Genomic DNA, 24,720 nt, shown 5'->3' with positions numbered 1-24,720 from the left:
CAGCTCAGTACTGCTCGGTCTCGGCGAAGCTCTCGTCGTCGTCCTCGGACTCCGTGCCGTAGGCCTCGGCGGCCGCACGCAGGTCGAAGCCGGGAGGCGAGTCCTTCAGCGACAGGCCCATCTCGGCCAGCTTCAGCTTGACCTCGTCGATCGACTTGGAGCCGAAGTTGCGGATGTCCAGCAGGTCCTGCTCGCTGCGCGAGATCAGTTCACCCACGGTGTGGATGCCCTCACGCTTGAGGCAGTTGTACGACCGGACGGTCAGCTGCAGGTCCTCGACCGGCAGCGCCAGGTCGGCGGCCATCTGCTCGTCCACCGGCGACGGGCCGATGTCGATGCCCTCGGCCTCGACGTTCAGCTCGCGGGCCAGGCCGAACAGCTCGACCAGCGTCTTACCGGCCGACGCGACGGCGTCGCGGGGCAGCATCGACGGCTTGGTCTCGACGTCGACCACGAGGCGGTCGAAGTCGGTGCGCTGCTCGACGCGGGTCGCCTCGACCTTGTAGGTGACCTTGAGGACCGGGGAGTAGATCGAGTCGACCGGCATCCGGCCGATCTCGGCGTCCGCGGACTTGTTCTGGATCGCGGACACGTAACCGCGGCCACGCTCCACGACCAGCTCCATCTCGAGCCGGCCCTTCTCGTTCAGGGTGGCGATCTTCAGGTCCGGGTTGTGCACCTCGACACCGGCCGGCGGCGCGATGTCCGCGGCGGTGACGTCACCGGGGCCCTGCTTGCGCAGGTACATGGTGACCGGCTCGTCGTGCTCGGAGGAGACGACCAGGTCCTTGAGGTTCAGGATCAGCTGGGTGGCGTCTTCCTTCACCCCGGCGACGGTCGAGAACTCGTGCAGGACACCGTCGACCTTGATGCTGGTGACGGCCGCGCCCGGGATGGACGACAGCAGGGTCCGGCGGATCGAGTTACCGAGGGTGTAGCCGAAACCCGGCTCCAACGGCTCGATGACGAACCGCGAACGGTGCTCGTCGACGACCTCTTCGGTCAGGGTGGGACGCTGTGCGATAAGCAACTTCGTGTTCCTTCACTGTTTCGCGACGACCACTATTTGAGGCCGCGAGGGGGGCGAAGAACACCGATCCGGCCGGCGGCCGAAGCCACCGGCCGGAACCGGATCAGTTCTTCGAGTAGAGCTCGACGATCAGGTGCTCGGAGACCTGGGTGTCGATCTGCTGCCGGGTCGGCAGCTGGTGGACGAGGATGCGCAACCGCTCCGGCATGACCTCGAGCCAGGCCGGGACCACGCGCTCGGCGTGGGTCTCCCGGGCGATGATGAACGGCGTCGTCTCGACCGACTTCGCCTTGACATCGATGATGTCGTGGGCGGAGACGCGGTACGACGGGATGTTCACCTTGATGCCGTTCACCGTGAAGTGTCCGTGCGTCACGAGCTGACGGGCCTGCCGACGCGTCCGGGCCAGGCCCGAGCGGTAGACCACGTTGTCGAGACGGGACTCCAGGATGATCAGCAGGTTGTCACCGGTCTTGCCGGAGCGCCGCGAGGCCTCCTCGTAGTACCGGCGGAACTGCTTCTCCAGCACGCCGTACGAGAAGCGGGCCTTCTGCTTCTCGCGCAGCTGGAGCAGGTACTCGCTCTCCTTCGGACGGCCTCGGCCGTGCATACCCGGGGGGTACGGACGACGCTCGAACGCCTTGTCGCCACCGACGAGGTCGACCCCGAGACGGCGCGACTTCTTGGTCATGGGTCCGGTGTAACGGGCCATTGTTGGTTACCTGCCTCTCTCTGGGTCAGACCCGGCGCCGCTTGGGGGGGCGGCAGCCGTTGTGTGCGGTCGGGGTGACGTCCTGGATGGTGCCGACCTCGAGGCCGACGGCACCCAGCGAACGGATCGCGGTCTCACGGCCGGAGCCGGGACCCTTCACGAACACGTCGATCTTGCGCATGCCGTGCTCCATCGCGCGGCGTCCGGCGGCCTCGGCGGCCATCTGCGCGGCGAACGGGGTGGACTTGCGCGAACCCTTGAAGCCGACGGTGCCCGCGGAAGCCCACGAGATGACCGCGCCGGTCGGGTCGGTGATCGTCACGATCGTGTTGTTGAACGTGCTCTTGATGTGCGCGTGGCCGGCGGCCACGTTCTTCTTCTCCTTGCGGCGCACCTTCTTCGCGCCGGCCGCGGTGCGGCTCTTGGGAGGCATAAGTCAGTTGCTCCTGGAAAGATCGAGGGTCATCCGGGTCACTTCTTCTTCTTGCCGGCGATTGCCTTCTTGCGACCCTTGCGGGTGCGGGCATTCGTCTTGGTGCGCTGACCGCGCACCGGCAGACCGCTGCGGTGCCGGCGGCCCTGGTACGACCCGATCTCGATCTTGCGGCGGATGTCCGCGGTGATCTCCCGGCGGAGGTCACCTTCGATCTGGTAGTTGCCTTCGATCCAGTCGCGAAGCTTGACCAGCTCGTCGTCGCCCAGCTCGTGGACGCGCTTGTCACCGGAGATCCCGGTGGCTTCGAGCGTCTTGAGGGCGCGGGTGCGGCCTACTCCGAAGATGTAGGTGAGTGCGACCTCGATGCGCTTGTCGCGCGGCAGGTCGACTCCTACGAGGCGTGCCATGTGGCGGTGATCCTTTCGTCGGCAGAGGTGTGGTGGCGCGCTGCGTCCTTGCCCGCCTCGGTGTCTGTGGTGCTCACCGGCAAGGCCCCGGCCTCTGTTCCGGGGGCAGCGTCCAGCGTGTTACCGGTGCTGGACGAGCATGCGCGCTGTGGTGCGAAAGTGCCGTGCCTGCTGAGAGGAGCTGTTCAGCCCTGCCGCTGCTTGTGCCGCGGGTTCTCGCAGATCACCATGACCCGACCGTGACGGCGGATCACCTTGCACTTGTCGCAGATCTTCTTGACGCTCGGATTGACCTTCATCGAGCTTCTTTCTTCGACAGGTGTTGGTGGTCGTGTTACTTGTACCGATAGACGATGCGACCCCGGGTGAGGTCGTACGGCGACAGCTCCACGACGACCCGGTCCTCGGGGAGGATCCGGATGTAGTGCTGCCTCATCTTGCCGCTGATGTGCGCGAGCACCTTGTGCCCATTGGACAGTTCAACACGGAACATCGCGTTCGGCAGGGCCTCGACGATGGTGCCCTCGAGTTCGATAACTCCCTCTTTTTTGGGCATGTCCTCGCACTTCTGTAGACGTGACTGACTATGGCTCCAAAAGAGCCAACAACCGAGTGTACGTCACTACCACACCCGAAACCCAATCGGCCCGAAGAAGCCATACTTACCACTTGGGCAGTACCCCACTATTTAGTGTGTACTTGTCCGCCCTACAGCCCCTCGCCCAGGGTGGCAGACATGAAGACACCAGTCACCGTTCTCGGCCTGGGCGCGATGGGAACAGCCCTCGCCCGGACCTTTCTGGCCGCCGGCCACCCGACCACCGTCTGGAACCGCACCCCCGGCCGCTCCCCCGAACTCGAAGGCGTCACCCGCGCCACCACCGCGGCCGAGGCGGTCGCCGCCAGCCCGCTGGTTGTCGTCTGCCTGCTCGACGACACCACGGTCCGCGACACCCTCGGGGGCGTCGACCTCACCGGCACGGTGGTCGTCAACCTGACCAACAGCACGCCGGACCAGGCTCGCGCCCTCGATGCGCTGCTCGGAGCATCGTCGTACCTGGACGGCGGGATCATGGCCGTCCCCGCGCTGATCGGCGGTCCGAACGCGTTCATCCTCTACAGCGGTGACAACGCGGCGTTCAAGCAGTACGAGGCCGACCTCGCCGTACTGGCTCGTCCCGTGTACGTCGGTGCTGATGCCGGCCTGGCCGCCCTGTACGACATCGCTTTACTGAGTGGGATGTACGGCATGTTCGGCGGTGTTGAGCACGCGCTGGCCCTGATGCAGAGCGCTGATGTGCCGGCGGTCGAGTTCACCCGGCAACTGCTGATCCCCTGGCTGACCGCGATGCTGGGCTCGGTGCCGCGGATCGCGGCCGACCTCGACAATCCGCCGGAGCCCGGTACCGCCGGATCCAACCTCGCCATGCAGGCAACGGCGTACCACCACCTGATCGACACGTCCGTCGCACAAGGGGTCGACCCCATGTTGATGACGCCGATGGGTGCTCTGCTCCAGAAGGCTGTCGCCACCGGTCACGGCGATGAGGACTCGGCCGCCCTGATCAGGTTGCTCAGGACGACTTCGTAGCGGCCCACTGCTCGCCCTCGCGCCACAATTGTTCGGGCATCAGGTCGAGCAGATCGCAGGCGGCATCAAGCTGGGCAAGCGCTGTGGTGGTGTCCCGGTACGCCGGGAAGATCGCCACGAACCGGCGTCCCTCGCAGCTGAAGCCGAAGGGCGCGACGGCGGTGAGCACCTCGACCGCACCGGGGTGCAGCAACGCCTGAGCGTGGTCCTCACGGCCGTTGAAGAGGTCGTAGCGACCGGGCAGCCCGTCGACCTCCAGACGCAGTGGCAGCAGACTGGCGGCCGCGACCGATCCCAGCCCGGCCGGCAGCACCTGCAGCGGCGGGAGCGGCCGGTCGATCTGCAGATCAAGGAAGTCGAAGCCAAGGTTGCGGCGCCGGACGCGGTGCCGGAACTCGCCGGTGACGAACTCACGGCCGCGGTGCCGGCCGGTGGTCACCTCGGCCACCTCGGCCTGCGGATCCGCATCGAACGGCGGGAACGGCCAGCGCTCCATCACCTCCGGCCCGGCCGCGGAGATCCGCCAGCCGAGCTCCCGGGCGGCCCGTGCCCACGCCTTCTGTAGCCGTCCGTCGGCCCGCCGCATCGCGAGCGTGAACACCAGCAGGACCGCGAACCAGGCAAGCATGATCCAGCCCACCCAGCGCGGTTCGACCAGCAGCCCGACGATCACCAGCGGTACGGCGACCGCGAACCAGATCACGTAGACGAGCACGGATCCCTGCCGCAGCTGCCAGGCCAGGGCCGGCCGGAGCGGCCGGGTCAACGGCGCTTTCCGAGGTTGCCCAACGCGATGATCCCCCACGGGATCAGCAGCCATACCGGCCAGAAGTTCGGCCAGTTCCCATTGTGGGCAAGGCCAATCACGAACCAGATGACCACGTTGATCGCCACGATGCCGGTGAAGCCACCACCCAGGGCCAGCAGTCCGCCGTTACGCCGCCGCTGTACCTCCTTCGTCGGGAACTCCCCCGGCGCAGGGGCCGGCTTCTGATCCTGAACGACGGCAGGCGTCTGGTACGTCTTCATCGGCGGCAGGTCACGCACCAGCGGCTCCAGCTCGCCGTACGTCTGCACGGCGTAGAGCTTGTCGAGCCGCGACGAGAACTCGGTCTGATCCAGCCGGCCGTCGGCGAAGGCGTCCCGCAACCGCCCGGCGATCTTCTCGCGGTCGGCCTCGGTGAATCGCTGGTACGGCTGGTACTGGGACATGCCTCAAGTGTGCCTCAGGCCCAGGGCCGCCGCGTCCCCCGATGGACGGACGCGGCGCTTCGTCGTACCGGCTGACGGCCTCAGTCCGCGAGCGCGCCGCAGGTGACGCCGAGCTCGGCCAGCTTGGCCGCACCGCCGTCCAGCGACGTCAGCACCCAGGGACCTTGCGGAGTGAGAGTGAACGTGTGCTCGGTGTGAGCGGCCGCGCGACCGTCATCGGTCACCACGGTCCAGTCGTCGTCGAGCGTGTGGTTGTCCTGCCTGCCCAGCGTCAGCATCGGCTCGACCGCCAGGGCCAGACCCTCGACCAGCTTCGGGCCGCGCCCGGCCTTGCCGAAGTTCGGCACGTTCGGCGGCTGGTGCATCGCCGAACCGATCCCGTGCCCGACGAAGTCCTCGACGATCCCGTACGACGAGTTGGCGCGCACGTGGGCCTCGACCGCGGCCGAGATGTCGGTCAGCCGACCACCGAGCTTCGCCGCGGCGAAGCCCTGCCACATCGACTCCTCGCAGATCCGGGCCAGCTCGAGCAGGTCGTCGCCGACCGTGCCGACCGGCACCGTGATCGCGGCGTCGCCGTGCCACCCGTTCACGATCGCACCGCAGTCGATCGAGATCAGGTCGCCCTCGGCGAGCACCCGCTCGCCCGGGATGCCGTGCACGATCTCGTCGTTCACCGAGGCGCAGATCGAGCCGGTGAAGCCGTGGTAGCCCTTGAACGACGGGGTGGCGCCGGAGGAGCGGATATTGTCCTCGGCGATCGCGTCGAGCTCGCCGGTGCTGATCCCGGGCTTGACCGCCTCCCGGAGCAGCTCCAGCGTGCGGCCGACCACCAGGCCGGCCGCTCGCATGGCGAGGATCTGTTCGCGGGTCTTGATCTCGATCCCGCGGTCCTTAAAAATCATCTGTCCTTCAGTCGGTCAGGGACTTGAGCGCGGCGATGACGCGCTCGCTGACCTCGTCGATCTCGCCGACGCCGTCCACCTCGACCAGCAGGTCGCGCTGGCCGTAGACGGCCAGCAGCGGCTTGGTCTCCGCGGCGTACACGTCCTGCCGGTGCCGGATGACCTCTTCGGAGTCGTCCGTGCGGCCGTCGGTGTGAGCGCGCTTCGACATCCGGTCCACCAGCACCTCGATGTCGGCGACCAGCGCCACCACCGCGTCCAGCTTGTGGCCGTGCTCGGCCAGGATGTCGTCCAGCGTGCCCACCTGGGCGAGGGTGCGCGGGTACCCGTCGAGCAGGAACCCGTCACCGGCGTCGGCCTCCGACAACCGGTCCCGCACCATCGCGTTGGTGACCTCGTCGGGGACGTAGTCCCCGGCATCCATGAAGCGCTTGGCTTCGAGCCCGAGCGGCGTCTCGTCCTTCACGTTCGCTCGGAAGATGTCGCCGGTGGACACGGCCGGGATATTCAGGCGTTCCGCAAGCACCTTTGCCTGCGTGCCCTTGCCCGCCCCGGGCGGACCCATCAGCAACAGTCTCATCAGCGCAAGAACCCTTCGTAGTTGCGTTGCTGCAGCTGAGACTCGATCTGCTTCACCGTGTCCAGGCCCACGCCGACCATGATCAGGATCGACGTACCACCGAACGGGAAGTTCTGGTTCGCACCGGCCAGGACCAGCGCGATCAGCGGAATCAGCGACAGCACGGCCAGGTAGATGGCACCCGGCAATGTGATGCGGTTCAGCACGTACGCCAGGTATTCCTCGGTCGGCCGGCCGGCCCGGATCCCCGGGATGAAGCCGCCGTACTTCTTCATGTTGTCCGCGACTTCCTTCGGGTTGAAGGTGATCGAGACGTAGAAGTAGGTGAAGAACAGGATCAAGGCGACGTACGTAGCCATGTAAATGGGGTGGTCGCCCTTGACCAGGTTCCCTTGGATCCAGATCGCCCAGGGTTTGTCGGCCTGGAACTGGCTGACAAGCACCGGGAGGTACAGCAGGCTGGAGGCGAAGATGACCGGGATGACACCGGCCTGGTTCACCTTCAGGGGAATGTAGGTGGAGGTGCCGCCGAACATCTTGCGGCCGACCATCCGTTTGGCGTACTGCACCGGGATCCGGCGCTGCGCCTGTTCGATGAAGATGACCGCGGCCATGATCACCAGACCGACGGCGATCACGATGAAGAAGGTCGCGAAACCCTTCGTCTTGCGGATGCTCCACAGGTTGGTCGGGAAGGTGGCGACGATCTGGGTGAAGATCAGGATCGACATACCGTTACCGACACCACGGTCGGTGATCAGCTCACCCAGCCACATGATCACGCCGGTACCGGCGGTCATGGTCAGCACCATCACGGTGACGTGGAACCAGTCGTCCTTGTACAGCAGGGGCTCGGTGCAGCCCTGGAACAGCCGGCCGGGGGTCCGGGCGAGCGCCACGAAGGCCGTCGACTGCAGGATCGCCAGTCCGACGGTCAGGAACCGGGTGTACTGGGTGATCTTCGACTGCCCCGCCTGGCCCTCCTTCTTCAGCGACTCCAGCCGCGGGATCACCACGGTGAGCAGCTGCAGGATGATGCTGGCGGTGATGTACGGCATGATGCCCAGCGCGAAGATCGCGAGCTGGAGCAGGGCGCCGCCGGAGAACAGGTTGATCAAGTTGTACAGATTGGCGTTCGCGCCGTTCTGCGATCCCTTGATACACGCGTGCAGCGACTGGACGTTGACGCCGGGGGCCGGCACGACGGAGCCGATCCGGAAGATCACGACGATGAAGAGCACGAACAAGATCTTCCGGCGCAGGTCCGGAGTCTTGAACGCGTTGGCAAAGGCGCCTAACACCCTGTCCTCCCACATGTTTGCTCTGCCCCGGGCAGGGCAGGGGTCTGGCATAGCAGCCGGGCAAGAGACGAACCAGGGCCCGTCCGACCGGTGCAGAGTATCAAGCACCGGGCGTTACGAGCCCTGGACCGCATGTCACACCTCGGTGGTGGTCCCCCCGGCGGCCTGGATCTTGTCCAGAGCCGACTTGGAGAACTTGTGCGCCGAGACCTGCAGAGCGACGGTCAGTTCCCCGTCACCCAGCACCTTCACCGGCTGACCACGACGGACCGCGCCCTTGGCGACGAGCTCGGCTACGCCGACCTCGCCACCTTCGGGGAACAGTTGTCCGAGCTTGTCCAGGTTAACGACCTGGAACTCCACTCGGTTCCTGCTCTTGAAGCCCTTCAGCTTCGGGAGCCGCATGTGCTGCGGCATCTGGCCACCCTCGAAGTACTCGGGGATGTTGTTACGGGCCTTGCTGCCCTTGGTACCGCGACCGGCGGTCTTGCCCTTGCTGCCCTCACCACGACCCACACGGGTCTTGGCGGTCTTGGCACCGGGCGCCGGACGCAGGTGATGAACCTTCAGCGCCATGTCAGTCGACCTCCTCGACGGTGATGAGGTGGCGAACCGCGCGGACCATGCCGCGAACCTCGGGACGGTCCTCGTGGACGGCGCTGTCGCCGATCCGCTTGACGCCCAGGGTGCGCAGGGTGTCGCGCTGGTTCTGCTTGCCACCGATGCCCGAACGGGTCTGGGTCACCTTCAAGCGTGCCATCAGGAAGCCACCTCCGCCCGCGCCTTCAGCAGCGCTGCCGGAGCGACGTCCTCGACCGGCAGGCCACGACGCGCAGCCACGGCCTCCGGAGTCTCCAGGGCCTGCAGCGCGGCCACCGTGGCGTGCACCACGTTGATCGCGTTGGAGGAACCCAGCGACTTGCTGAGGATGTCGTGGATCCCGGCGCACTCCAGTACGGCGCGCGCCGAGCCGCCCGCGATCACACCGGTACCGGGAGCGGCCGGACGCAGCATGACAACGCCTGCGGCCTTCTCGCCCTGGACCGGGTGCGGGATGGTGCCCTGGATCCGCGGCACCTTGAAGAACGACTTCTTGGCCTCCTCGACACCCTTGGCGATCGCCGCGGGCACCTCCTTGGCCTTGCCGTAACCCACACCGACGGTGCCTTCGCCGTCGCCGACGACCACGAGGGCGGTGAAGCTGAAGCGACGACCACCCTTCACGACCTTGGCCACACGGTTGATGGCTACCACGCGCTCGATGTAGGCGGTCTTGTCAGCTGCCTGACCGCGACCACCGTCGCGGCCGCGGCGCTCACCACCGGCGCCGCCTCCGCGACGCTGCTGGCCTCCGCTCATTTCGAACTACCTTCTTCCTTGTGTGTCGCCATCAGAAACCGAGCCCGTTCTCACGAGCGGCGTCGGCCAGGGCCGCGATCCGTCCGTGGTACTTGTTCCCGGCGCGGTCGAAGACGACCGCCTCGATGCCCGCGGCCTTCGCCCGGTCGGCGATCAGGCCGCCGACGGTCTTGGCCTTGTCGGTCTTGTTGTCCGACGCACCGCGCAGGTCGGCCTCCATCGTGGAGGCGGAGACCAGGGTCTTGCCGGCCACATCGTCGATGACCTGAACGAACAGGTGCTTCGCCGACTTGGTGACCACGAGGCGCGGCCGGTCCGGCGTACCGTTGATCTTCTTCCGCACGCGGATCTGGCGGCGCAGACGCGACGCCGTCTTCTTGGCGGAGTGCTTGTTGTGACGCAGTCCGATCGCCATGGTTACTTACCAGCCTTTCCGACCTTGCGGCGGACCTGCTCGCCGGCGTACCGCACACCCTTGCCCTTGTACGGCTCGGGCTTGCGCAGCTTGCGGATGTTGGCAGCGACCTCGCCGACCGACTGCTTGTCGATCCCGATGACCGAGAACCGGGTCGGGGCCTCGACGTTGAACGTGATGCCCTCGGGAGCGTCCACGGTGATCGTGTGGCTGTACCCGAGCGAGAACTCCAGCTGGGTCGGTCCCTTGGACAGGACGCGGTACCCGACGCCGACGATCTCGAGCTTCTTCTCGTAGCCGTCCGTCACGCCGGTCACCAGGTTGGCGATCAGAGTGCGGGACAGGCCGTGCAGTTCCTTGCTCTTGCGCTGGTCGTCCGGACGGCTGACGGCGATGGTGCCGTCCTCGTCCTTGCCGACCACGATGGGCTCAGCGACGACGTGCGTGAGCTGACCCTTGGGACCCTTGACGGTGACCGTCTGGCCGTCGATCGTGACGTCGACGCCGGACGGGACCGAGATCGGGAGCTTACCGATGCGAGACATGAGAGTGGTCCTCCTTCCGGTTCTTCGTCACCAGACGTAGGCGAGGACTTCCCCGCCAACGCCCTTGTTCTTGGCCTGACGGTCGGTCAGCAGTCCCTGGGAGGTCGAGATGATCGCGACACCCAGGCCACCGAGGACCTTCGGCAGGTTGGTCGACTTCGCGTAGACCCGCAGGCCCGGCTTCGAGATCCGCCGAACGCCCGCAAGGGAGCGCTCCCGGGTCGGGCCGAACTTCAGGTCCACGATCAGGGTCTTGCCGACGGCGCCCTCTTTGGGCTCCTCGACCTTGTAGGAGGAGATGTAACCCTCCTGCTGGAGGATGTCGGCGATGCCCTGCTTGATCTTGCTGTACGGCATCGAGGTCGACTCGTGGTACGCCTGGTTGGCGTTGCGCAGACGCGTCAGCATGTCTGCGATCGGGTCGGTCATTGTCATGGCCTGGGGCCTCTTTCCCGCCGTGGTTTCGCCGGCCGGCGACCTACGGTGACTAGATGATGAAGGGAGAAACGTTCCGGGGTGGAGACGGTCACCAGCTGGACTTGGTCACACCAGGCAGCTCGCCCCGGTGCGCCATCTCCCGCAGGCAGATCCGGCACAGGCCGAACTTGCGGAAGACCGCCTTCGGCCGGCCGCAGCGCTGGCAGCGGGTGTAACCGCGCACCGCGAACTTCGGCGTCCGGGCCTGCTTGACCTTCAGTGCTGTCTTCGCCACGTCAGTTCTCCTTGAACGGGAAGCCGAGTGCCCGCAGCAGGGCCCGGCCCTCGTCGTCGTTCTTGGCGGTGGTCACCACGGTGATGTCCATGCCGCGGACCCGGTCGATGCGGTCCTGGTTGATCTCGTGGAACATCACCTGCTCGGTCAGACCGAAGGTGTAGTTCCCGGTGCCGTCGAACTGCTTCGGCGACAGACCGCGGAAGTCGCGGATCCGGGGCAGGGCCAGCGAGAGCAGCCGGTCCAGGAACTCCCACATCCGGTCGCCGCGCAGCGTGACGTGGGCGCCGATCGGCATCCCCTCACGCAGCTTGAACTGGGCGATCGACTTGCGGGCCTTGGTCACCTGCGGCGCCTGGCCGGTGATCGCGGCCAGGTCCTTGACGGCACCCTCGATCAGCTTGGAGTCACGGGCCGCCTCGCCGACGCCCATGTTCACCACGATCTTGGTCAGACCGGGCACCTGCATGGCGTTGGCGTAGCTGAACTCCTCGTTCAGCTTGGCCACGATCTCCTCGCGGTACTTGGTCTTCAACCGGGGCAGAACCCGCTCGGTCACTGTCTCGGTCATCAGATCTCCTCGCCGGTACGCCGCGCGATCCGGACGCTCCGGAAACCGGCGTACGTCGAACCGTCGGGGCGCCGCTTCTGCACCTCGACGCGGTTGTAGCCGACGCGGGTGGTCACCTTCTGCTTCTTGCCGTCCTTCTCGACCTCGACCAGAAGCATCACGTTGGAGACGTGGATCGGGGCTTCCTGGGTGACGATGCCACCCGTGGTGCCGCCGCGCTGGGCCTGCTGCACCTTGGTGTGCTTCTTGACCCGGTTCACGCCCTCGACGATGACCTTCTCGGCATCCGGCAGGACCTGAATGATCTTGCCTTCGAGACCCTTGGACTTACCGGCGATCACGCGGACCTGATCGCCCTTCTTCACGTGCAGTTTGCGCTGGGCAGCCATCTCAGAGCACCTCCGGTGCGAGCGAGATGATCTTCATGAAGCGCTTCTCGCGCAGCTCCCGGCCGACCGGCCCGAAGATACGGGTACCGCGGGGCTCACCGTCGGCCTTGAGGATCACCGCGGCGTTCTCGTCGAACCGGATGTAGGAGCCGTCCGGACGCCGGCGCTCCTTCACGGTGCGAACGATGACGGCCTTGACGACGTCGCCCTTCTTGACGCCGCCACCCGGGATCGCGTCCTTGACGGTGGCGACGATCGTGTCACCGACACCGGCGTAGCGCCGACCGGAGCCACCGAGAACCCGGATGCAAAGAATTTCCTTCGCACCCGTGTTGTCGGCGACCTTCAGTCGCGACTCCTGCTGGATCATCTGTTGATCTCCTGGTTGTCTCGCTGGTTCTCACGTCCGTGAGCCTTGCGGAACGAATAATTTCGATTGGTTTCCGAGCCGGTACCCGCGGTGCTGAACACCGCGGGGCCGGCCGGACCGCTTACTTGGCCTTCTCGAGGATCTCGACGACGCGCCAGCGCTTGGTCGCCGACAGCGGCCGGGTCTCCATCAGGAGGACGCGGTCGCCGATACCGGCGGCGTTCTGCTCGTCGTGTGCCTTGAGCTTGCTCGTGCGGCGGAGGACCTTGCCGTAGAGCTTGTGCTTGACCCGGTCCTCGACCTCGACGGTGACGGTCTTGTCCATCTTGTCGCTCAGCACCAGACCCTCACGGGTCTTGCGGGTGGCTCGCGCCTCGGGGGTCGTGCTCACGCTCTCGTCCTTCACGTTCTCGGTCATGCCTTCGCCTCGGCCTTCTCGCTGTCGTCCGCGGTCTCAGTGACCTCGGTGTCGGCCTCGGCGGCAACCGGGGCGTCGACCTCTTCGGTGATGCCGAGCGCACGCTCGGTCAGCACCGTGTAGATGCGGGCGATGTCCTTACGGACGGCGCGCAGCCGGCCGTGTGACTCCAGCTGTCCGGTGGCAGCCTGGAACCGGAGGTTGAACAGCTCCTCCTTGGCTTCACCGAGCTTGCTCAGCAGCTCGTCCCGGCCCAGGTTCCGCAGCTCGGCGGCGGTCAGGATAGCCATCAGTTCTCACCTGCCTCTCGGGTGATGAAGCGGCACTTCATCGGCAACTTGTGAATCGCGCGGCGCATGGCCTCGCGGGCGACGTCCTCGGTGACTCCGGAGAGCTCGAACATCACGCGCCCGGACTTCACGTTGGCGATCCACCACTCCGGCGAACCCTTACCGGAACCCATCCGGGTCTCGGCCGGCTTCTTGGTCAGCGGGCGGTCCGGGTAGATGTTGATCCAGACCTTTCCGCCACGCTTGATGTGCCGGGTCATCGCGATACGCGCCGACTCGATCTGCCGGTTGGTGACGTAGTGGCTCTCCAGGGCCTGGATGCCGAACTCACCGAACGCCAGCGTGGTACCGCCCTTGGCAGCGCCGGAGCGCTTCGGGTGGTGCTGCTTGCGGTGCTTGACCTTGCGGGGGATGAGCATGGTTCAGCTCTCCGTTCCGGTCGTCGCGGCGGGCTTGTCGGCAGCCGGGGCGGTCGCCTCGGCGGCCGGGGCCGCGTTCCGTGCGTTGTCGCGGCCACCGCCGCTGTTGCGGCCACCACGGTCGCCGCCACGGTCGCGGTCGCCACCACGGCCACCACGGTCGTCGCGACGGGCCGGCCGGCGCTGCTGGGTGGCGGCGCGGGCCGCGGCCTGCGCCTCGCGCTCGGCCCGGGAGCCGGCGACGTCACCCTTGTAGATCCAGACCTTCACGCCGATCCGGCCGAACGTCGTACGGGCCTCGTAGAAGCCGTAGTCGATGTCGGCACGCAGCGTGTGCAGCGGCACCCGACCCTCGCGGTAGAACTCCGACCGCGACATCTCGGCGCCACCGAGACGGCCCGAGCACTGGATCCGGATCCCCAGGGCGCCGCCACGCATGGTGGTCTGCATCGCCTTGCGCATCGCGCGGCGGAACGCCACGCGGCCGGACAGCTGCTCGGCCACGCCCTGGGCGACCAGCTGAGCGTCGACCTCGGCGTTCTTGACCTCGAGGATGTTCAGCTGCACCTGCTTGCCGGTGAGCTCCTCCAGGCTGCCCCGGATCCGGTCCGCCTCGGCGCCACGGCGACCGATGACGATGCCCGGACGGGCGGTGTGGATGTCGACCCGAACCCGGTCACGGGTGCGCTCGATCTCCACGCGGGAGATGCCGGCGCGCTCCATGCCCTTGCTCAGCAGCTTGCGGATCTTGACGTCCTCGCCGACGTAGTCCTTGTACAGCTTCTCGGCGTACCAACGGCTCTTGTGATCAGTGCTGATGCCGAGACGGAACCCGTGCGGGTTAACCTTCTGTCCCACGTCAGGACTCCTTCTTCTCAGCGGTGGCCTTCTTGGCTGCCGCCTTCTTGGCGGTGGCCTTCTTGGCCGGCTTCTCGGCTGCGTCCGACTTCTCGGCCGCCGCCTTCTTCGCCGTCTTCTTGGCCGGGGCCTTCTTGGCAGTCGCTGCCTTGGCCTCGTCCGCCTTGGCGGTCTTCTTGGCCGGCGCCTTGGCGGCGGGCTCCTCGATGACGCGCGGCTGCACCACAACGGTGATGTGGCTGGTCCGCTTGTCGATCCGGGTGGCCCGACCCTGGGCGCGGGGGCGGTGACGCTTCAGCGTCGGTCCCTCGTCGACCAGGATCTTCGAGACGATCAGCTCGTCCCGGCTCAGGTGCTCGGTGCCCTCGGCGTTCGCCGCGGCGCTGTCGACGACCTTGTACACGGTCGCGGCAGCGGCCTGCGGGGCGAACTTCAGAGTGGCGAGTGCGTCGTCGACGCCCACACCGCGCACCAGATCGGCCACGCGACGCGCCTTCATCGGCGTCACGCGGACGAAGCGCGCGACCGCGAAGGCCCCGGGCTGCTCGCCCAACAGGCTCTCGCGACGGGCACTGACGGCCCTACGCTCTTGAACGCTCATGATGTTCGAATCTCTCCGTAGGTTGCTTTCGCGTCGTCAACTGACCAGCGGTCAGCGACGCCGTGACTTCCGGTCGTCCTTCTCGTGACCCTTGAACGTCCGGGTCGGGGCGAATTCGCCGAGCTTGTGCCCGACCATCGCGTCCGTCACGAACACCGGCACGTGCTTGCGGCCGTCGTGCACCGCAATCGTGTGGCCGATCATGTCCGGCACGATCATCGATCGGCGGGACCAGGTCTTGATGACATTCTTGGTGCCCTTCTCGTTCTGCACCTCCACCTTCTTTGCCAGGTGGTGGTCGACGAACGGGCCCTTCTTCAAGCTGCGTGGCATTCTGGCCGGCTCCTATCAGCGCTTCTTGCCGGCCTTGCGGCGCCGGACGATCATGCGGTCGCTTTCCTTGCGGGTACGGGTACGGCCCTCGGGCTTGCCCCACGGGGACACCGGGTGGCGTCCACCCGAGGTCTTACCCTCACCACCACCGTGCGGGTGGTCGACCGGGTTCATCGCGACACCGCGGACGGTCGGGCGCTTGCCCTTCCAGCGCATCCGGCCCGCCTTGCCCCAGTTGATGTTCGACTGCTCGCCGTTGCCGACCTCACCGAGGGTGGCGCGGCAGCGTACGTCGACCATCCGGACCTCGCCGGAGGGCATCCGCAGGGTTGCCATCCGACCCTCCTTCGCGACCAGCTGAATGCTGGTACCGGCGGAGCGGCCCATCTTGGCGCCACCACCCGGACGCAGCTCGACAGCGTGGATCGTGGAGCCGACCGGGATGTTGCGCAGCGGCAGGTTGTTGCCGATCTTGATGTCGGCGGCCGGACCGTTCTCGACGATCGTGCCCTGCTTCAGGTTGGTCGGGGCGAGGATGTAGCGCTTCTCGCCGTCGACGTAGTGCAGCAGTGCGATCCGCGCGGTGCGGTTCGGGTCGTACTCGATCTCGGCAACCTTCGCCGGGACGCCGTCCTTGTCGTACCGCTTGAAGTCGATCAGGCGGTAGGCGCGCTTGTGGCCGCCACCCTGGTGCCGAGTGGTGATCTTGCCGCTGTTGTTGCGGCCACCCTTCTTCGGCAGCGGGCGCAGCAGCGACTTCTCAGGCGTCGATCGGGTGAGCTCGACGAAGTCGGCCACGCTCGAGCCACGACGGCCCGGCGTTGTCGGCTTGTATTTGCGGATACCCATTACGACTGGCCTCCGAAGATATCGATGCGGTCGTCACCCTTGAGGGTCACGATCGCGCGCTTGGTGTCGGGACGCTTGCCCCAACCCGCGCGGGTCCGGCGACGCTTGCCCTTGCGGTTCAGCGTGTTGACGTCGTTGACCTTGACCTTGAACACCTTCTCGACCGCGAGCTTGATCTCGGTCTTGTTGGCGTCCGGGGCGACCTCGAACGTGTACTTCTGCTCGTCCAGCAGGCCGTAGCTCTTCTCGCTCACGACCGGCCGCAGCAGCACGTCCCGCGGGTCCTTGTTGACTCCGTGGCTCATGCTTCAACCTCCTGCTCGGCCTCGGTCGACGTCGCGACGGCCTTCACGGACTTACCTTTCGGGGCGCCGGCGACAAAGCTGTCGAGCGCGCCCTTGGTGAACACGACCGCGTCGCTGCAGAGAACGTCGTAGGCGTTCAGCTGGTCGGCGGCGATCAGGTGCACGTGCTGCACGTTGCGCAGGCTCAGCCAGGTGAGCTCGTCGGCCCGGTCGACCACGACCAGGGCCTTGCCCGGGTCCGTCACGGCCGACAGAACCGTCAGCGCGCTCTTGGTCGACGGGGTGTCGCCCTCGACGAAGCTCTCGACCACGTAGACGTGGCCGTCGCGGGCCCGGTCGGACAACGCACCGCGAAGCGCGGCGGCGATCATCTTCTTCGGGGTCCGCTGGCTGTAGTCACGCGGCGTGGGGCCGTGGACGACGCCACCACCGGTGAACTGCGGCGCACGGGTCGAGCCCTGACGGGCGCGGCCGGTGCCCTTCTGGCGGTACGGCTTGGCGCCACCGCCGGACACCTCGGCCCGGGTCTTGACCTTGTGCGTGCCCTGACGGGCCGCGGCCAGCTGGGCCACCACGACCTGGTGGATCAGCGGGATGTTGACCTGGACGTCGAACAGCTCGGCCGGAAGCTCGGCGGAACCCTTCTTGCTGACCTTGTCGCCCTTCACGGCGACGACGTCGACGGTGCTCACTTGGCAGCCCCCTTCGCGGCGTTGCGGATCAGCACCAGACCGCCCTTGGGGCCGGGGACGGCACCCTTGAGCAGGATGAGGCCGCGGTCCGCGTCGATGGCGTGCACGGTGATGTTCTGCGTGGTGACCTTCTCGTGGCCCATCCGGCCGGCCATCTTCAGACCCTTGAAAACCCGGCCCGGGGTGGCGCAGCCACCGATGGAACCCGGCGAGCGGTGCTTCTTGTGCACACCGTGGGTCGAGCTCAGACCGTGGAAGCCGTGCCGCTTCATCACACCGGCGAAACCCTTGCCCTTGCTGGTGGCGGAGACGTCGACCAGCTCGCCGGCCTCGAAGGCCTCGGCCTTGATCTCCTGGCCCAGCGTGTACTCGCTGGCGTCGGCGGTGCGCAGCTCCAGCAGGTGGCGCCGCGGCGTCACGCCGGCCTTGTCGAAGTGGCCGCGCATGGGCTTGGTCACCTTGCGCGGGTCGATGTCGCCGAACGCGATCTGGACGCCGTCGTACCCGGCGTCGGCAGCGGTGCGGACACCGGTGACGACACAGGGGCCGGCCTGGATCACGGTGACGGGGACGACTCGGTTGTTCTCGTCCCAGGTCTGGGTCATGCCGAGCTTGGTGCCCAGCAGCCCTCGCGTGTTCTTTGTCTTAGTGCTCATTGGCTGTTCGCGTCCCTCAGAGCTTGATCTCGATGTCGACGCCGGCCGGCAGGTCGAGCCGCATCAGCGAGTCGACGGTCTTCGGCGTGGGGTCGATGATGTCGATGAGCCGCTTGTGGGTGCGCATCTCGAAGTGCTCGCGGCTGTCCTTGTACTTGTGCGGCGAGCGGATGACGCAGAACACGTTCTTTTCCGTCGGCAACGGCACCGGGCCAGCAACCTTCGCACCAGTACGCGTCACCGTGTCGACAATCTTGCGCGCCGAGCTGTCGATGACCTCGTGGTCGTAGGCCTTCAGCCGGATGCGGATCTTCTGTCCCGCCATCGCTTCGCTTCGTCCTTCTCTATCGTCTTCGTTGCGTTGCTCCGACCCCCGCGGTCGGGTGTGTCGCGTTGTGCCTGAAAATCTGCGCGGCACGCGCGTGACTCACCGCTTCTTCGACCGGGTTTGGTGATCGGGGACCGGTCTCGGACCGGCCCTCGGCATGGTCTCCGGTCCGGCGCACCAGCCAGATGAGAACATCTGGGGCGCACCCCGGCAACCTCGCCTGAGCAACCTGAATATTGTGCCAGAGATCGGCGCCGAAACGCCAATCGGGTGGCTCCACGCCCGATCCCCAGCCCACCTGAGCGGGGATCGGGCGCAAAGCAGAGGTCCGCGGGGCTCAGACTGCGAGCCCTCGCGGACCTCGTGAGATCACTTGATGATCTTGGTGACCCGGCCGGCGCCGACGGTGCGGCCACCTTCACGGATCGCGAACTTCAGGTTCTCTTCCATGGCGATCGGCTGGATCAGCTCGACGTTCATGTCGGTGTTGTCGCCCGGCATGACCATCTCGGTGCCCTCGGGGAGGGTGACGACGCCGGTCACGTCCGTGGTGCGGAAGTAGAACTGCGGGCGGTAGTTCTGGAAGAACGGCGTGTGCCGGCCGCCCTCCTCCTTCGAGAGGATGTAGACCGAGGCCTCGAAGGCGGTGTGCGGGGTCGTGGTGCCCGGCTTGATGACAACCATGCCGCGCTCGACGTCCTCGCGCTTGGTGCCACGAAGCAGCAGACCGACGTTCTCACCGGCCTGGCCCTCGTCGAGCAGCTTGCGGAACATCTCGATACCGGTGACGGTGGTCGTCTGCTTGGTCTCACGGATGCCGACGATGTCGACGGTCTCGTTGACCTTGACGATGCCGCGCTCGATACGACCGGTGATAACGGTTCCACGACCGGTGATCGTGAAGACGTCCTCGACCGGCATCAGGAACGGCTTGTCGACCTCGCGCTCCGGCTGCGGGATGTAGGAGTCCACCGCGTCCATCAGCTCGAGGATCGACTCGCCCCACTTGGCGTCGCCCTGCAGCGCCGGGTGAGCGGCGACGCGGACGATCGGCGCGTTGTCGCCGTCGAACTCCTGCTCGGAGAGCAGCTCACGGACCTCGAGCTCGACGAGCTCCAGGATCTCCTCGTCGTCGACCATGTCGCACTTGTTCAGCGCGACGACCATCGCCGGCACGCCGACCTGACGGGCGAGCAGCACGTGCTCACGCGTCTGCGGCATCGGGCCGTCGGTGGCGGCGACGACCAGGATCGCACCATCCATCTGGGCCGCACCGGTGATCATGTTCTTGATGTAGTCCGCGTGACCCGGGCAGTCGACGTGGGCGTAGTGCCGGGCCTCGGTCTGGTACTCGACGTGCGCGATCGAGATCGTGATACCGCGCTGACGCTCTTCCGGCGCCTTGTCGATCTGATCGAAGGCCGACGCCTCGTTCAGGGTCGGGTACTTGTCGTGCAGCACCTTGGTGATCGCCGCGGTAAGAGTGGTCTTACCGTGGTCGATGTGACCGATGGTGCCGATGTTGACGTGCGGCTTAGTCCGCTCGAACTTCGCCTTAGCCACTGGGGCCCTCCTGAAAAGTGTTGACTTACGCCGTACGCCGACGCGCTGTGGGTTGGTTGGACCGGAGCGAGACTACTCGCCGCGGGCCTTCTTGATGATCTCTTCCGCCACGTTCTTCGGAACCTCGGCGTAGGAATCGAACTGCATCGAGTACGACGCACGGCCCTGGGTCTTCGACCGCAGGTCACCGACATACCCGAACATCTCGGACAGCGGCACAGAGGCCTTGATCGCCCGGCTGCCACCGGGGCCCTCGTCCATCGACTGGATCTGGCCACGACGGGAGTTGAGGTCGCCGATCACTTCACCCATGTAGTCCTCGGGGGTGATCACCTCGACCGCGAACATCGGCTCGAGGATGACCGGATTCGCCCGGCGGGCGGCATCCTTGAAGGCCATCGAACCGGCGATCTTGAACGCGAGCTCGGAGGAGTCGACGTCGTGGTAGGCGCCGTCGGTCAGCGTGACCTTGACGTCCACCATCGGGTAGCCGGCGAGCACGCCGAACTCCATCGCTTCCTGCGCACCCTCGTCCACCGACGGGATGTACTCGCGCGGGATACGGCCACCGGTGACGGCGTTGACGAACTCGTAGCCGCCCTCGCCACCGGCCTCGACCGAAGTCGGCTCGATGTTGATGATCACACGCGCGAACTGACCCGAACCACCGGTCTGCTTCTTGTGCGTGTAGTCGACCTTCTCGACCTTCTTCTTGATGGTCTCGCGGTAGGCCACCTGCGGCTTGCCGACGTTGGCCTCGACGCGGAACTCGCGCTTCATCCGGTCGACCAGCACCTCGAGGTGCAGCTCGCCCATGCCGGCGATGATCGTCTGGCCGGTGTCGTCGTCGGTCCGGACCTGGAAGGTCGGGTCCTCCTCCGCCAGCCGCTGGATCGCGACGCCCAGCTTCTCCTGGTCGCCCTTCGACTTGGGCTCGATGGCGACCGAGATGACCGGTGCCGGGAACTGCATCGACTCCAGCACGACGGGCTTGGCCGGGTCGGCCAGCGTCTCACCGGTGGTGGTGTCCTTCAGACCCATCACGGCGACGATGTGACCGGCGCCGATCGACGCGATCTCTTCGCGCTTGTTCGCGTGCATCCGGTAGATCTTGCCGATCCGCTCCTTGCGCCCCTTGGTGGGGTTCAGGACCTGCGTGCCGGTCTCGAGCTTGCCGGAGTACACCCGGATGAAGGTCAGCTTGCCCAGGTGCGGGTCGGCCGCGATCTTGAACGCCAGCGCCGAGAACGGCTCGCTGTCGTCCGGCTTGCGCAGCACGACCTGCTCGCTGTCCTTGACGTCGTGGCCCTCGATGGCCGGGACGTCGAGCGGGCTGGGCAGGTACGCGTTGATCGCGTCGAGCAGGGGCTGGACGCCCTTGTTCTTGAACGCGGTACCGGTCAGCACCGGGGTCAGCTTGGAGGCGATCGTCGCGCGGCGGATGCCGGCCACGACCTGCTCCTGGGTGGGCTCGGTGCCCTCCAGGTACAGCTCCATGATCTCGTCGTCGGCCTCGGCCAGCGTCTCGATCAGCTTGTCGCGCCACTCGGCCGCGATCTCGGTGTGACTGGCCGGGATCTCCTCGACCGTGTAGTCCTCACCCATCGTCGTCTCGCCGCGCCAGGTGAGCGCGCGCATGCCGACCAGGTCGACGACGCCGATGAAGTCGGACTCCGCACCGATCGGCAGCTGCAGCACCAGCGGTGTCGCGGCCAGCCGGTCGACGATCATGTCGACGCAGCGCATGAACTCGGCGCCGGTGCGGTCCAGCTTGTTGACGAAGCAGATCCGCGGTACGCCGTACCGGTCCGCCTGGCGCCACACGGTCTCGGACTGCGGCTCGACACCGGCGACACCGTCGAACACGGCGACGGCGCCGTCGAGGACGCGCAGCGAGCGCTCCACCTCGACGGTGAAGTCGACGTGACCCGGGGTGTCGATGATGTTGATGGTGTGGTCTTTCCAGGTGCAGGTCGTCGCGGCGGACGTGATCGTGATGCCGCGCTCCTGCTCCTGCTCCATCCAGTCCATCGTGGCAGCGCCGTCATGGACCTCACCGATCTTGTACGTGATACCGGTGTAGAAGAGGATCCGCTCCGTCGTCGTCGTCTTACCGGCGTCGATGTGAGCCATGATTCCGATGTTGCGGACCTTGGCCAGGTCGGTGGTGATTTGTACGGCCACCTCGGTGGTCTACCTCTCGATTCTGTGCTGCGTAAAAAGTGTGCGTGCGGAGGTCCGGAGCGGACCCCGGATCACCAGCGGTAGTGGGCGAAGGCCTTGTTGGCCTCGGCCATCTTGTGCGTGTCCTCGCGGCGCTTGACCGAGGCACCCAGACCGTTCGACGCGTCCAGGATCTCGTTCATCAGGCGCTCCGACATCGTCTTCTCGCGGCGGGCGCGGGAGTACGTCGTCAGCCAGCGCAGGGCCAGCGTGTTCGAACGGCCCGGCTTGACCTCGATCGGCACCTGGTAGGTGGCGCCACCGACGCGGCGGCTCTTCACCTCGATGCTCGGCTTGACGTTGTCGAGCGCGCGCTTGAGCGTGATGACCGGGTCGGTGCCCGTCTTCGTCCGCGTGCCCTCGAGGGCCGTGTAGACGATGCTCTGCGCGATCTGCTTCTTGCCGTCCACCAGGATCTTCGAGATCAACTGGGTGACGAGCGGCGAACTGTAGACCGGGTCGATGATGACCGGCCGCTTCGGGGCGGGACCCTTGCGCGGCATTAGCTCTTCTCCTTCTTCGCGCCGTAACGGCTACGAGCCTGCTTCCGGTTCTTCACACCCTGGGTGTCGAGCGAACCGCGGATGATCTTGTACCGGACACCGGGCAGGTCCTTCACACGACCGCCACGCACGAGCACGATCGAGTGCTCCTGCAGGTTGTGGCCGACGCCGGGGATGTACGCGGTGACCTCGATGCCGCTGGTCAGGCGGACACGCGCGACCTTGCGAAGGGCCGAGTTCGGCTTCTTCGGCGTGGTGGTGTAGACGCGCGTGCACACACCGCGACGCTGAGGGGAACCCTTCAGGGCGGGCGTCTTGTTCTTGGACACCTTGTCCTGGCGGCCCTTGCGGACCAGCTGCTGAATGGTGGGCACCGCGTAGGTCTCTTTCTGTCGTCCGGCTTTCTGCTCATGCTCTTGCACCTGACCCCCGCGGTCGGGTGTGTCGCGTGCACACGGGCGTACCGGAGCCGTAATCTTTCTATCGGCAGGAGTCCCGTGTCACGCGCGCAGACCCGAAATACTGCGAGGGGCACGCATGACGGCCCAGGATGACCCGGGCACGATCGTTAAGACTAGCGGCTGCCTCCAGCACGGTCAAAATGAGTCACTGCACCGCGTAGAGGCTGATCCGCTGTTCCAGTCTACAGGCTCCGCGGAGTGCCTCTCACCGCCCCCGGATCAGGTATCCCCGCAAGACCAGTGGGCACCTGGATCGGCGCCGCTCGCGCGGCGCCGCAGAACGTCCAGCAGGCGGATCGGCGTCTCAGCAGGAGCCGTCAGGAGCGGAACTCGACGTCGGTGATCAGCCCTTCGGAGACGCGGTACAACGCGATCCGCGCCACCGGCTCACCGCTGTCGTGGGCCACCTGGTGCTCAACCACCCACTCGCCGAGCATCAGCTTCTGCACCACCTCGGTCTTGCAGCGGCCGGCGTCGAACAGCGGCCGGTAGAGCTCGCGGAGGAACCGGCGGCCCTTCATCTCGGAGCCGTCGGCGAACGAGATCCGGGCCGTCGGCGAGTACATCGCCAGGAACGCCTCCAGATCGTGCGCTGCGTACGCCGAGTGCTCCCGCCCGACGACCCGGGCAGCCGGAGTGTCCACGGGCCCGAACGAGCTTGTGATCGAGCTCAGCAGGTCGGTGGTCTCCGGGAGCTGCGCACTGGCGGGCGCGGCAGCTACCGGCGCTGCCGGAGCGGTCTCAGCCGGTACGACGGGCGCCTCGGCGAGGGGCAGTTCTTCCTTCACCGGCTCGGGTTTCGGCTTGGTGGCGGCCGGTGCCCGGCGGGTGGTTGTAGCGGTGGCTGTCGTGGTGGTCTTGGCCTTCGGCGGCGGGACAAGCAGGCCGTCCTGGGTCCCCGGCTCTTCGCCCAGGTGGGCGATCGCCCAGTCCAGAGCCTTGGTGACGGCGGCGCGTGATTCTTCGGTGTGGTCGAGCATGTCGAACCCGTGGTGCCCTTTCGGTACGTCGATGATGTCCAGCGCGGTGCCACCCGCGGAGACGAACTCCGCAACGGGGCCGGCGAGCTCTGCGCGCTCCAGCCCGGCCCTGGTGAGCAGCACCGGCAGGTTGGTGTTTTTGCCGATCACTTCGGCGGCGTTGACCAGATCGTCGACACCGGGCGGGGTGGCGAGCAGTGGATAGGTGAGGGCGACGCCGCGCAGCCAGTCGGGGCGGCTGTCCAGCCACTCCCCCGCCAGCAGACCGGCACCGGAGAAGAACCACAGCACGACCCGGTCCGGGTCGACGCGCGGATCAGAACGCAGTACGCCGATCGCTGCCTCCACCTCGTCCGCGGCGGTGGACAGCTTGTCCAGGCCACTGATGAGGCTGTGATCGACGACGGCGGCCACCGCTCCACGGCGAGCGGCAGCGGTCGCATATCCCTTGTACACCGGCCAGTCCCGAGGCGTTGCCTGGAGATCGGGCGGTGCGGGACCACCGTGCACAAAGAGAATCGCGCCGGTCCGGGCACTGCCCGCCGGGCGGTACAAGTCGATCTCTCCGAGCCTGTCGACACGCACCTCGGGCCCGTCCAGCACGCCGAGGACGAAGGGCCGCAGATAGCCCGGAAGATCCGTCATGCACCAATCTTGGACCATGCCCCGGACACTTCGGGCCACCACCCCGAGTGTCACCCCGATC

37 protein-coding genes and 1 pseudogene are annotated in these 24,720 nt (G+C 66.7%); 1 reads left to right on the top strand and 37 read right to left on the bottom strand.

The features are described 5' to 3' along the window. Window positions 1–4 precede the first annotated feature (4 nt). The 6 genes from ACIA49_RS10215 to infA all read right to left on the bottom strand — a co-directional run bounded on the left by ACIA49_RS10215 (window position 5) and on the right by infA (window position 3,141). Window positions 5–1,030 carry a DNA-directed RNA polymerase subunit alpha gene (locus ACIA49_RS10215; RefSeq protein WP_132402598.1) on the bottom strand — a complete coding sequence of 342 codons (1,026 nt, stop codon included), beginning with the start codon at window positions 1,028–1,030 and terminating at the stop codon, window positions 5–7. 103 nt (window positions 1,031–1,133) lie between these two features. Beyond that, entirely contained in the window at window positions 1,134–1,742 is a 609-nt protein-coding gene (gene rpsD, locus ACIA49_RS10210; RefSeq protein ID WP_132402601.1) for a 30S ribosomal protein S4, read from the bottom strand. A 25-nt stretch (window positions 1,743–1,767) separates the two neighbouring features. Then, window positions 1,768–2,175 (bottom strand): 30S ribosomal protein S11, encoded by a 408-nt coding sequence (gene rpsK, locus ACIA49_RS10205; protein ID WP_012923659.1) that lies wholly within the window; start codon window positions 2,173–2,175, stop codon window positions 1,768–1,770. A 38-nt stretch (window positions 2,176–2,213) separates the two neighbouring features. Further along, on the bottom strand, window positions 2,214–2,585 hold the full coding sequence (gene rpsM / locus ACIA49_RS10200) for a 30S ribosomal protein S13 (protein WP_396376788.1): 372 nt from the start codon (window positions 2,583–2,585) through the stop codon (window positions 2,214–2,216). 185 nt (window positions 2,586–2,770) lie between these two features. After that, window positions 2,771–2,884: a 50S ribosomal protein L36 gene (rpmJ, locus tag ACIA49_RS10195; protein WP_008361054.1), complete on the bottom strand. Its 114-nt coding sequence runs from the start codon at window positions 2,882–2,884 to the stop codon at window positions 2,771–2,773. 35 nt (window positions 2,885–2,919) lie between these two features. Further along, window positions 2,920–3,141 carry a translation initiation factor IF-1 gene (infA, locus tag ACIA49_RS10190; protein ID WP_012923661.1) on the bottom strand — a complete coding sequence of 74 codons (222 nt, stop codon included), beginning with the start codon at window positions 3,139–3,141 and terminating at the stop codon, window positions 2,920–2,922. Window positions 3,142–3,321: 180 nt separating this feature from the next. Here infA and ACIA49_RS10185 point away from each other — a divergent pair, with 180 nt between their 5' ends. Further along, a complete protein-coding gene (locus ACIA49_RS10185; protein WP_396376787.1) occupies window positions 3,322–4,176 on the top strand; it encodes an NAD(P)-dependent oxidoreductase in 855 nt (284 codons plus the stop codon). On the opposite strand, the gene ACIA49_RS10180 is transcribed toward ACIA49_RS10185, so the two are convergent. From ACIA49_RS10180 to ACIA49_RS10030, 31 genes and pseudogenes are all read right to left on the bottom strand, one after another. Continuing rightward, window positions 4,160–4,942 (bottom strand): hypothetical protein, encoded by a 783-nt coding sequence (locus ACIA49_RS10180; RefSeq protein WP_396376786.1) that lies wholly within the window; start codon window positions 4,940–4,942, stop codon window positions 4,160–4,162. The two genes, ACIA49_RS10185 and ACIA49_RS10180, sit on opposite strands and share 17 nt — an antisense overlap. After that, entirely contained in the window at window positions 4,939–5,388 is a 450-nt protein-coding gene (locus ACIA49_RS10175; RefSeq protein ID WP_396376785.1) for a DUF1707 domain-containing protein, read from the bottom strand. Before ACIA49_RS10175 ends, ACIA49_RS10180 begins: the two co-directional genes overlap by 4 nt. A gap of 80 nt (window positions 5,389–5,468) precedes the next feature. Further along, the gene (gene map, locus ACIA49_RS10170; RefSeq protein ID WP_396376784.1) at window positions 5,469–6,293 is read right to left on the bottom strand and encodes a type I methionyl aminopeptidase; all 825 of its coding nucleotides are present in this window, start codon (window positions 6,291–6,293) and stop codon (window positions 5,469–5,471) included. Window positions 6,294–6,300: 7 nt separating this feature from the next. Next, entirely contained in the window at window positions 6,301–6,873 is a 573-nt protein-coding gene (locus ACIA49_RS10165; RefSeq protein ID WP_396376783.1) for an adenylate kinase, read from the bottom strand. Further along, on the bottom strand, window positions 6,873–8,174 hold the full coding sequence (secY, locus tag ACIA49_RS10160; protein ID WP_396376782.1) for a preprotein translocase subunit SecY: 1,302 nt from the start codon (window positions 8,172–8,174) through the stop codon (window positions 6,873–6,875). The genes ACIA49_RS10165 and secY overlap by 1 nt, the downstream gene beginning before the upstream one ends. A gap of 135 nt (window positions 8,175–8,309) precedes the next feature. After that, the gene (rplO, locus tag ACIA49_RS10155) at window positions 8,310–8,750 is read right to left on the bottom strand and encodes a 50S ribosomal protein L15 (protein WP_344144621.1); all 441 of its coding nucleotides are present in this window, start codon (window positions 8,748–8,750) and stop codon (window positions 8,310–8,312) included. A 1-nt stretch (window position 8,751) separates the two neighbouring features. Beyond that, window positions 8,752–8,934, bottom strand: a complete 183-nt coding sequence (rpmD, locus tag ACIA49_RS10150) for a 50S ribosomal protein L30 (protein ID WP_132167341.1) — start codon at window positions 8,932–8,934, stop codon at window positions 8,752–8,754. Continuing rightward, window positions 8,934–9,533: a 30S ribosomal protein S5 gene (gene rpsE, locus ACIA49_RS10145; RefSeq protein ID WP_396376781.1), complete on the bottom strand. Its 600-nt coding sequence runs from the start codon at window positions 9,531–9,533 to the stop codon at window positions 8,934–8,936. Before rpsE ends, rpmD begins: the two co-directional genes overlap by 1 nt. A 31-nt stretch (window positions 9,534–9,564) precedes the next feature. After that, window positions 9,565–9,948, bottom strand: coding sequence for a 50S ribosomal protein L18 (gene rplR / locus ACIA49_RS10140; protein ID WP_391541419.1), 384 nt, complete (start codon window positions 9,946–9,948; stop codon window positions 9,565–9,567). Window positions 9,949–9,950: 2 nt separating this feature from the next. Next, window positions 9,951–10,493 (bottom strand): 50S ribosomal protein L6, encoded by a 543-nt coding sequence (gene rplF, locus ACIA49_RS10135; protein ID WP_391541418.1) that lies wholly within the window; start codon window positions 10,491–10,493, stop codon window positions 9,951–9,953. A 27-nt stretch (window positions 10,494–10,520) separates the two neighbouring features. After that, window positions 10,521–10,928 carry a 30S ribosomal protein S8 gene (gene rpsH / locus ACIA49_RS10130; RefSeq protein ID WP_391541417.1) on the bottom strand — a complete coding sequence of 136 codons (408 nt, stop codon included), beginning with the start codon at window positions 10,926–10,928 and terminating at the stop codon, window positions 10,521–10,523. A gap of 91 nt (window positions 10,929–11,019) precedes the next feature. Further along, the gene (locus ACIA49_RS10125; RefSeq protein ID WP_132167346.1) at window positions 11,020–11,205 is read right to left on the bottom strand and encodes a type Z 30S ribosomal protein S14; all 186 of its coding nucleotides are present in this window, start codon (window positions 11,203–11,205) and stop codon (window positions 11,020–11,022) included. A 1-nt stretch (window position 11,206) separates the two neighbouring features. Next, entirely contained in the window at window positions 11,207–11,776 is a 570-nt protein-coding gene (gene rplE / locus ACIA49_RS10120; protein ID WP_396376780.1) for a 50S ribosomal protein L5, read from the bottom strand. After that, on the bottom strand, window positions 11,776–12,165 hold the full coding sequence (gene rplX / locus ACIA49_RS10115; RefSeq protein ID WP_132402636.1) for a 50S ribosomal protein L24: 390 nt from the start codon (window positions 12,163–12,165) through the stop codon (window positions 11,776–11,778). Before rplX ends, rplE begins: the two co-directional genes overlap by 1 nt. Window position 12,166: 1 nt before the next feature. Then, window positions 12,167–12,535 (bottom strand): 50S ribosomal protein L14, encoded by a 369-nt coding sequence (gene rplN / locus ACIA49_RS10110; RefSeq protein WP_077019238.1) that lies wholly within the window; start codon window positions 12,533–12,535, stop codon window positions 12,167–12,169. A 121-nt stretch (window positions 12,536–12,656) separates the two neighbouring features. Beyond that, complete coding sequence (rpsQ, locus tag ACIA49_RS10105; RefSeq protein WP_396376779.1) at window positions 12,657–12,953, bottom strand: 30S ribosomal protein S17; 297 nt, start codon at window positions 12,951–12,953, stop codon at window positions 12,657–12,659. Then, entirely contained in the window at window positions 12,950–13,243 is a 294-nt protein-coding gene (rpmC, locus tag ACIA49_RS10100; protein ID WP_396376778.1) for a 50S ribosomal protein L29, read from the bottom strand. The genes rpsQ and rpmC overlap by 4 nt, the downstream gene beginning before the upstream one ends. Continuing rightward, window positions 13,243–13,662, bottom strand: coding sequence for a 50S ribosomal protein L16 (gene rplP, locus ACIA49_RS10095; RefSeq protein WP_391541413.1), 420 nt, complete (start codon window positions 13,660–13,662; stop codon window positions 13,243–13,245). Before rplP ends, rpmC begins: the two co-directional genes overlap by 1 nt. Before the next feature lie 3 nt (window positions 13,663–13,665). After that, complete coding sequence (gene rpsC, locus ACIA49_RS10090; RefSeq protein WP_396376777.1) at window positions 13,666–14,520, bottom strand: 30S ribosomal protein S3; 855 nt, start codon at window positions 14,518–14,520, stop codon at window positions 13,666–13,668. A gap of 127 nt (window positions 14,521–14,647) precedes the next feature. Then, a pseudogene (gene rplV, locus ACIA49_RS10085) lies at window positions 14,648–15,121 on the bottom strand (50S ribosomal protein L22); the annotation flags it as partial. A 51-nt stretch (window positions 15,122–15,172) separates the two neighbouring features. Further along, window positions 15,173–15,454, bottom strand: a complete 282-nt coding sequence (gene rpsS, locus ACIA49_RS10080; RefSeq protein ID WP_130441496.1) for a 30S ribosomal protein S19 — start codon at window positions 15,452–15,454, stop codon at window positions 15,173–15,175. A gap of 15 nt (window positions 15,455–15,469) precedes the next feature. Beyond that, window positions 15,470–16,303, bottom strand: coding sequence for a 50S ribosomal protein L2 (rplB, locus tag ACIA49_RS10075; RefSeq protein ID WP_132402654.1), 834 nt, complete (start codon window positions 16,301–16,303; stop codon window positions 15,470–15,472). Continuing rightward, window positions 16,303–16,608: a 50S ribosomal protein L23 gene (gene rplW, locus ACIA49_RS10070; protein WP_329003464.1), complete on the bottom strand. Its 306-nt coding sequence runs from the start codon at window positions 16,606–16,608 to the stop codon at window positions 16,303–16,305. The genes rplB and rplW overlap by 1 nt, the downstream gene beginning before the upstream one ends. Next, entirely contained in the window at window positions 16,605–17,300 is a 696-nt protein-coding gene (gene rplD / locus ACIA49_RS10065; protein WP_396376776.1) for a 50S ribosomal protein L4, read from the bottom strand. The genes rplW and rplD overlap by 4 nt, the downstream gene beginning before the upstream one ends. Further along, window positions 17,297–17,956: a 50S ribosomal protein L3 gene (gene rplC, locus ACIA49_RS10060; RefSeq protein WP_396376775.1), complete on the bottom strand. Its 660-nt coding sequence runs from the start codon at window positions 17,954–17,956 to the stop codon at window positions 17,297–17,299. Before rplC ends, rplD begins: the two co-directional genes overlap by 4 nt. 16 nt (window positions 17,957–17,972) lie before the next feature. Beyond that, window positions 17,973–18,281 (bottom strand): 30S ribosomal protein S10, encoded by a 309-nt coding sequence (gene rpsJ / locus ACIA49_RS10055; protein ID WP_012923688.1) that lies wholly within the window; start codon window positions 18,279–18,281, stop codon window positions 17,973–17,975. Between the two features lie 372 nt (window positions 18,282–18,653). Next, complete coding sequence (gene tuf, locus ACIA49_RS10050; protein WP_396376774.1) at window positions 18,654–19,847, bottom strand: elongation factor Tu; 1,194 nt, start codon at window positions 19,845–19,847, stop codon at window positions 18,654–18,656. A 72-nt stretch (window positions 19,848–19,919) separates the two neighbouring features. Then, window positions 19,920–21,980 carry an elongation factor G gene (gene fusA / locus ACIA49_RS10045; RefSeq protein ID WP_396377183.1) on the bottom strand — a complete coding sequence of 687 codons (2,061 nt, stop codon included), beginning with the start codon at window positions 21,978–21,980 and terminating at the stop codon, window positions 19,920–19,922. A gap of 122 nt (window positions 21,981–22,102) precedes the next feature. Beyond that, complete coding sequence (gene rpsG, locus ACIA49_RS10040) at window positions 22,103–22,573, bottom strand: 30S ribosomal protein S7 (protein WP_344144583.1); 471 nt, start codon at window positions 22,571–22,573, stop codon at window positions 22,103–22,105. Beyond that, the gene (gene rpsL, locus ACIA49_RS10035) at window positions 22,573–22,947 is read right to left on the bottom strand and encodes a 30S ribosomal protein S12 (protein ID WP_012923692.1); all 375 of its coding nucleotides are present in this window, start codon (window positions 22,945–22,947) and stop codon (window positions 22,573–22,575) included. Before rpsL ends, rpsG begins: the two co-directional genes overlap by 1 nt. A gap of 404 nt (window positions 22,948–23,351) precedes the next feature. Next, complete coding sequence (locus tag ACIA49_RS10030; protein ID WP_396376773.1) at window positions 23,352–24,659, bottom strand: nuclear transport factor 2 family protein; 1,308 nt, start codon at window positions 24,657–24,659, stop codon at window positions 23,352–23,354. Between the last annotated feature and the right edge of the window lie 61 nt (window positions 24,660–24,720).

The organism is Kribbella sp. NPDC051587 (assembly GCF_044453945.1).
GTDB lineage: Bacteria > Actinomycetota > Actinomycetes > Propionibacteriales > Kribbellaceae > Kribbella.
This window is presented reverse-complemented; position numbering and strand designations above follow the sequence as displayed.

Excerpts from the sequence above, each read along its gene's own strand:
- rplW (WP_329003464.1), bottom strand. The coding sequence starts at position 16,608 with ATGAGCCACGGAGTCAACAAGGACCCGCGGGACGTGCTGCTGCGGCCG.
- ACIA49_RS10185 (WP_396376787.1), top strand. The coding sequence starts at position 3,322 with ATGAAGACACCAGTCACCGTTCTCGGCCTGGGCGCGATGGGAACAGCC.
- rpsJ (WP_012923688.1), bottom strand. The coding sequence starts at position 18,281 with ATGGCGGGACAGAAGATCCGCATCCGGCTGAAGGCCTACGACCACGAG.
- rpsD (WP_132402601.1), bottom strand. The coding sequence starts at position 1,742 with ATGGCCCGTTACACCGGACCCATGACCAAGAAGTCGCGCCGTCTCGGG.
- rplC (WP_396376775.1), bottom strand. The coding sequence starts at position 17,956 with ATGAGCACTAAGACAAAGAACACGCGAGGGCTGCTGGGCACCAAGCTC.
- rplX (WP_132402636.1), bottom strand. The coding sequence starts at position 12,165 with ATGGCTGCCCAGCGCAAACTGCACGTGAAGAAGGGCGATCAGGTCCGC.
- rplO (WP_344144621.1), bottom strand. The coding sequence starts at position 8,750 with ATGGCGCTGAAGGTTCATCACCTGCGTCCGGCGCCCGGTGCCAAGACC.
- ACIA49_RS10175 (WP_396376785.1), bottom strand. The coding sequence starts at position 5,388 with ATGTCCCAGTACCAGCCGTACCAGCGATTCACCGAGGCCGACCGCGAG.
- rplN (WP_077019238.1), bottom strand. The coding sequence starts at position 12,535 with ATGATCCAGCAGGAGTCGCGACTGAAGGTCGCCGACAACACGGGTGCG.
- rplF (WP_391541418.1), bottom strand. The coding sequence starts at position 10,493 with ATGTCTCGCATCGGTAAGCTCCCGATCTCGGTCCCGTCCGGCGTCGAC.
- rpsM (WP_396376788.1), bottom strand. The coding sequence starts at position 2,585 with ATGGCACGCCTCGTAGGAGTCGACCTGCCGCGCGACAAGCGCATCGAG.
- infA (WP_012923661.1), bottom strand. The coding sequence starts at position 3,141 with ATGCCCAAAAAAGAGGGAGTTATCGAACTCGAGGGCACCATCGTCGAG.
- fusA (WP_396377183.1), bottom strand. The coding sequence starts at position 21,980 with ATGGCTCACATCGACGCCGGTAAGACGACGACGACGGAGCGGATCCTC.
- rpsE (WP_396376781.1), bottom strand. The coding sequence starts at position 9,533 with ATGAGCGGAGGCCAGCAGCGTCGCGGAGGCGGCGCCGGTGGTGAGCGC.
- rpsG (WP_344144583.1), bottom strand. The coding sequence starts at position 22,573 with ATGCCGCGCAAGGGTCCCGCCCCGAAGCGGCCGGTCATCATCGACCCG.
- rpmJ (WP_008361054.1), bottom strand. The coding sequence starts at position 2,884 with ATGAAGGTCAATCCGAGCGTCAAGAAGATCTGCGACAAGTGCAAGGTG.
- rpmD (WP_132167341.1), bottom strand. The coding sequence starts at position 8,934 with ATGGCACGCTTGAAGGTGACCCAGACCCGTTCGGGCATCGGTGGCAAG.
- rpmC (WP_396376778.1), bottom strand. The coding sequence starts at position 13,243 with ATGGCTATCCTGACCGCCGCCGAGCTGCGGAACCTGGGCCGGGACGAG.
- rpsK (WP_012923659.1), bottom strand. The coding sequence starts at position 2,175 with ATGCCTCCCAAGAGCCGCACCGCGGCCGGCGCGAAGAAGGTGCGCCGC.
- ACIA49_RS10165 (WP_396376783.1), bottom strand. The coding sequence starts at position 6,873 with ATGAGACTGTTGCTGATGGGTCCGCCCGGGGCGGGCAAGGGCACGCAG.
- rplP (WP_391541413.1), bottom strand. The coding sequence starts at position 13,662 with ATGCTCATCCCCCGCAAGGTCAAGCACCGCAAGCAGCACCACCCGAAG.
- rpsH (WP_391541417.1), bottom strand. The coding sequence starts at position 10,928 with ATGACAATGACCGACCCGATCGCAGACATGCTGACGCGTCTGCGCAAC.
- rpsS (WP_130441496.1), bottom strand. The coding sequence starts at position 15,454 with ATGCCACGCAGCTTGAAGAAGGGCCCGTTCGTCGACCACCACCTGGCA.
- ACIA49_RS10030 (WP_396376773.1), bottom strand. The coding sequence starts at position 24,659 with ATGACGGATCTTCCGGGCTATCTGCGGCCCTTCGTCCTCGGCGTGCTG.
- rplR (WP_391541419.1), bottom strand. The coding sequence starts at position 9,948 with ATGGCGATCGGACTGCGTCACAACAAGCACTCCGCCAAGAAGACGGCG.
- rplB (WP_132402654.1), bottom strand. The coding sequence starts at position 16,303 with ATGGGTATCCGCAAATACAAGCCGACAACGCCGGGCCGTCGTGGCTCG.
- rplE (WP_396376780.1), bottom strand. The coding sequence starts at position 11,776 with ATGACCGAGACAGTGACCGAGCGGGTTCTGCCCCGGTTGAAGACCAAG.
- rpsQ (WP_396376779.1), bottom strand. The coding sequence starts at position 12,953 with ATGACCGAGAACGTGAAGGACGAGAGCGTGAGCACGACCCCCGAGGCG.
- map (WP_396376784.1), bottom strand. The coding sequence starts at position 6,293 with ATGATTTTTAAGGACCGCGGGATCGAGATCAAGACCCGCGAACAGATC.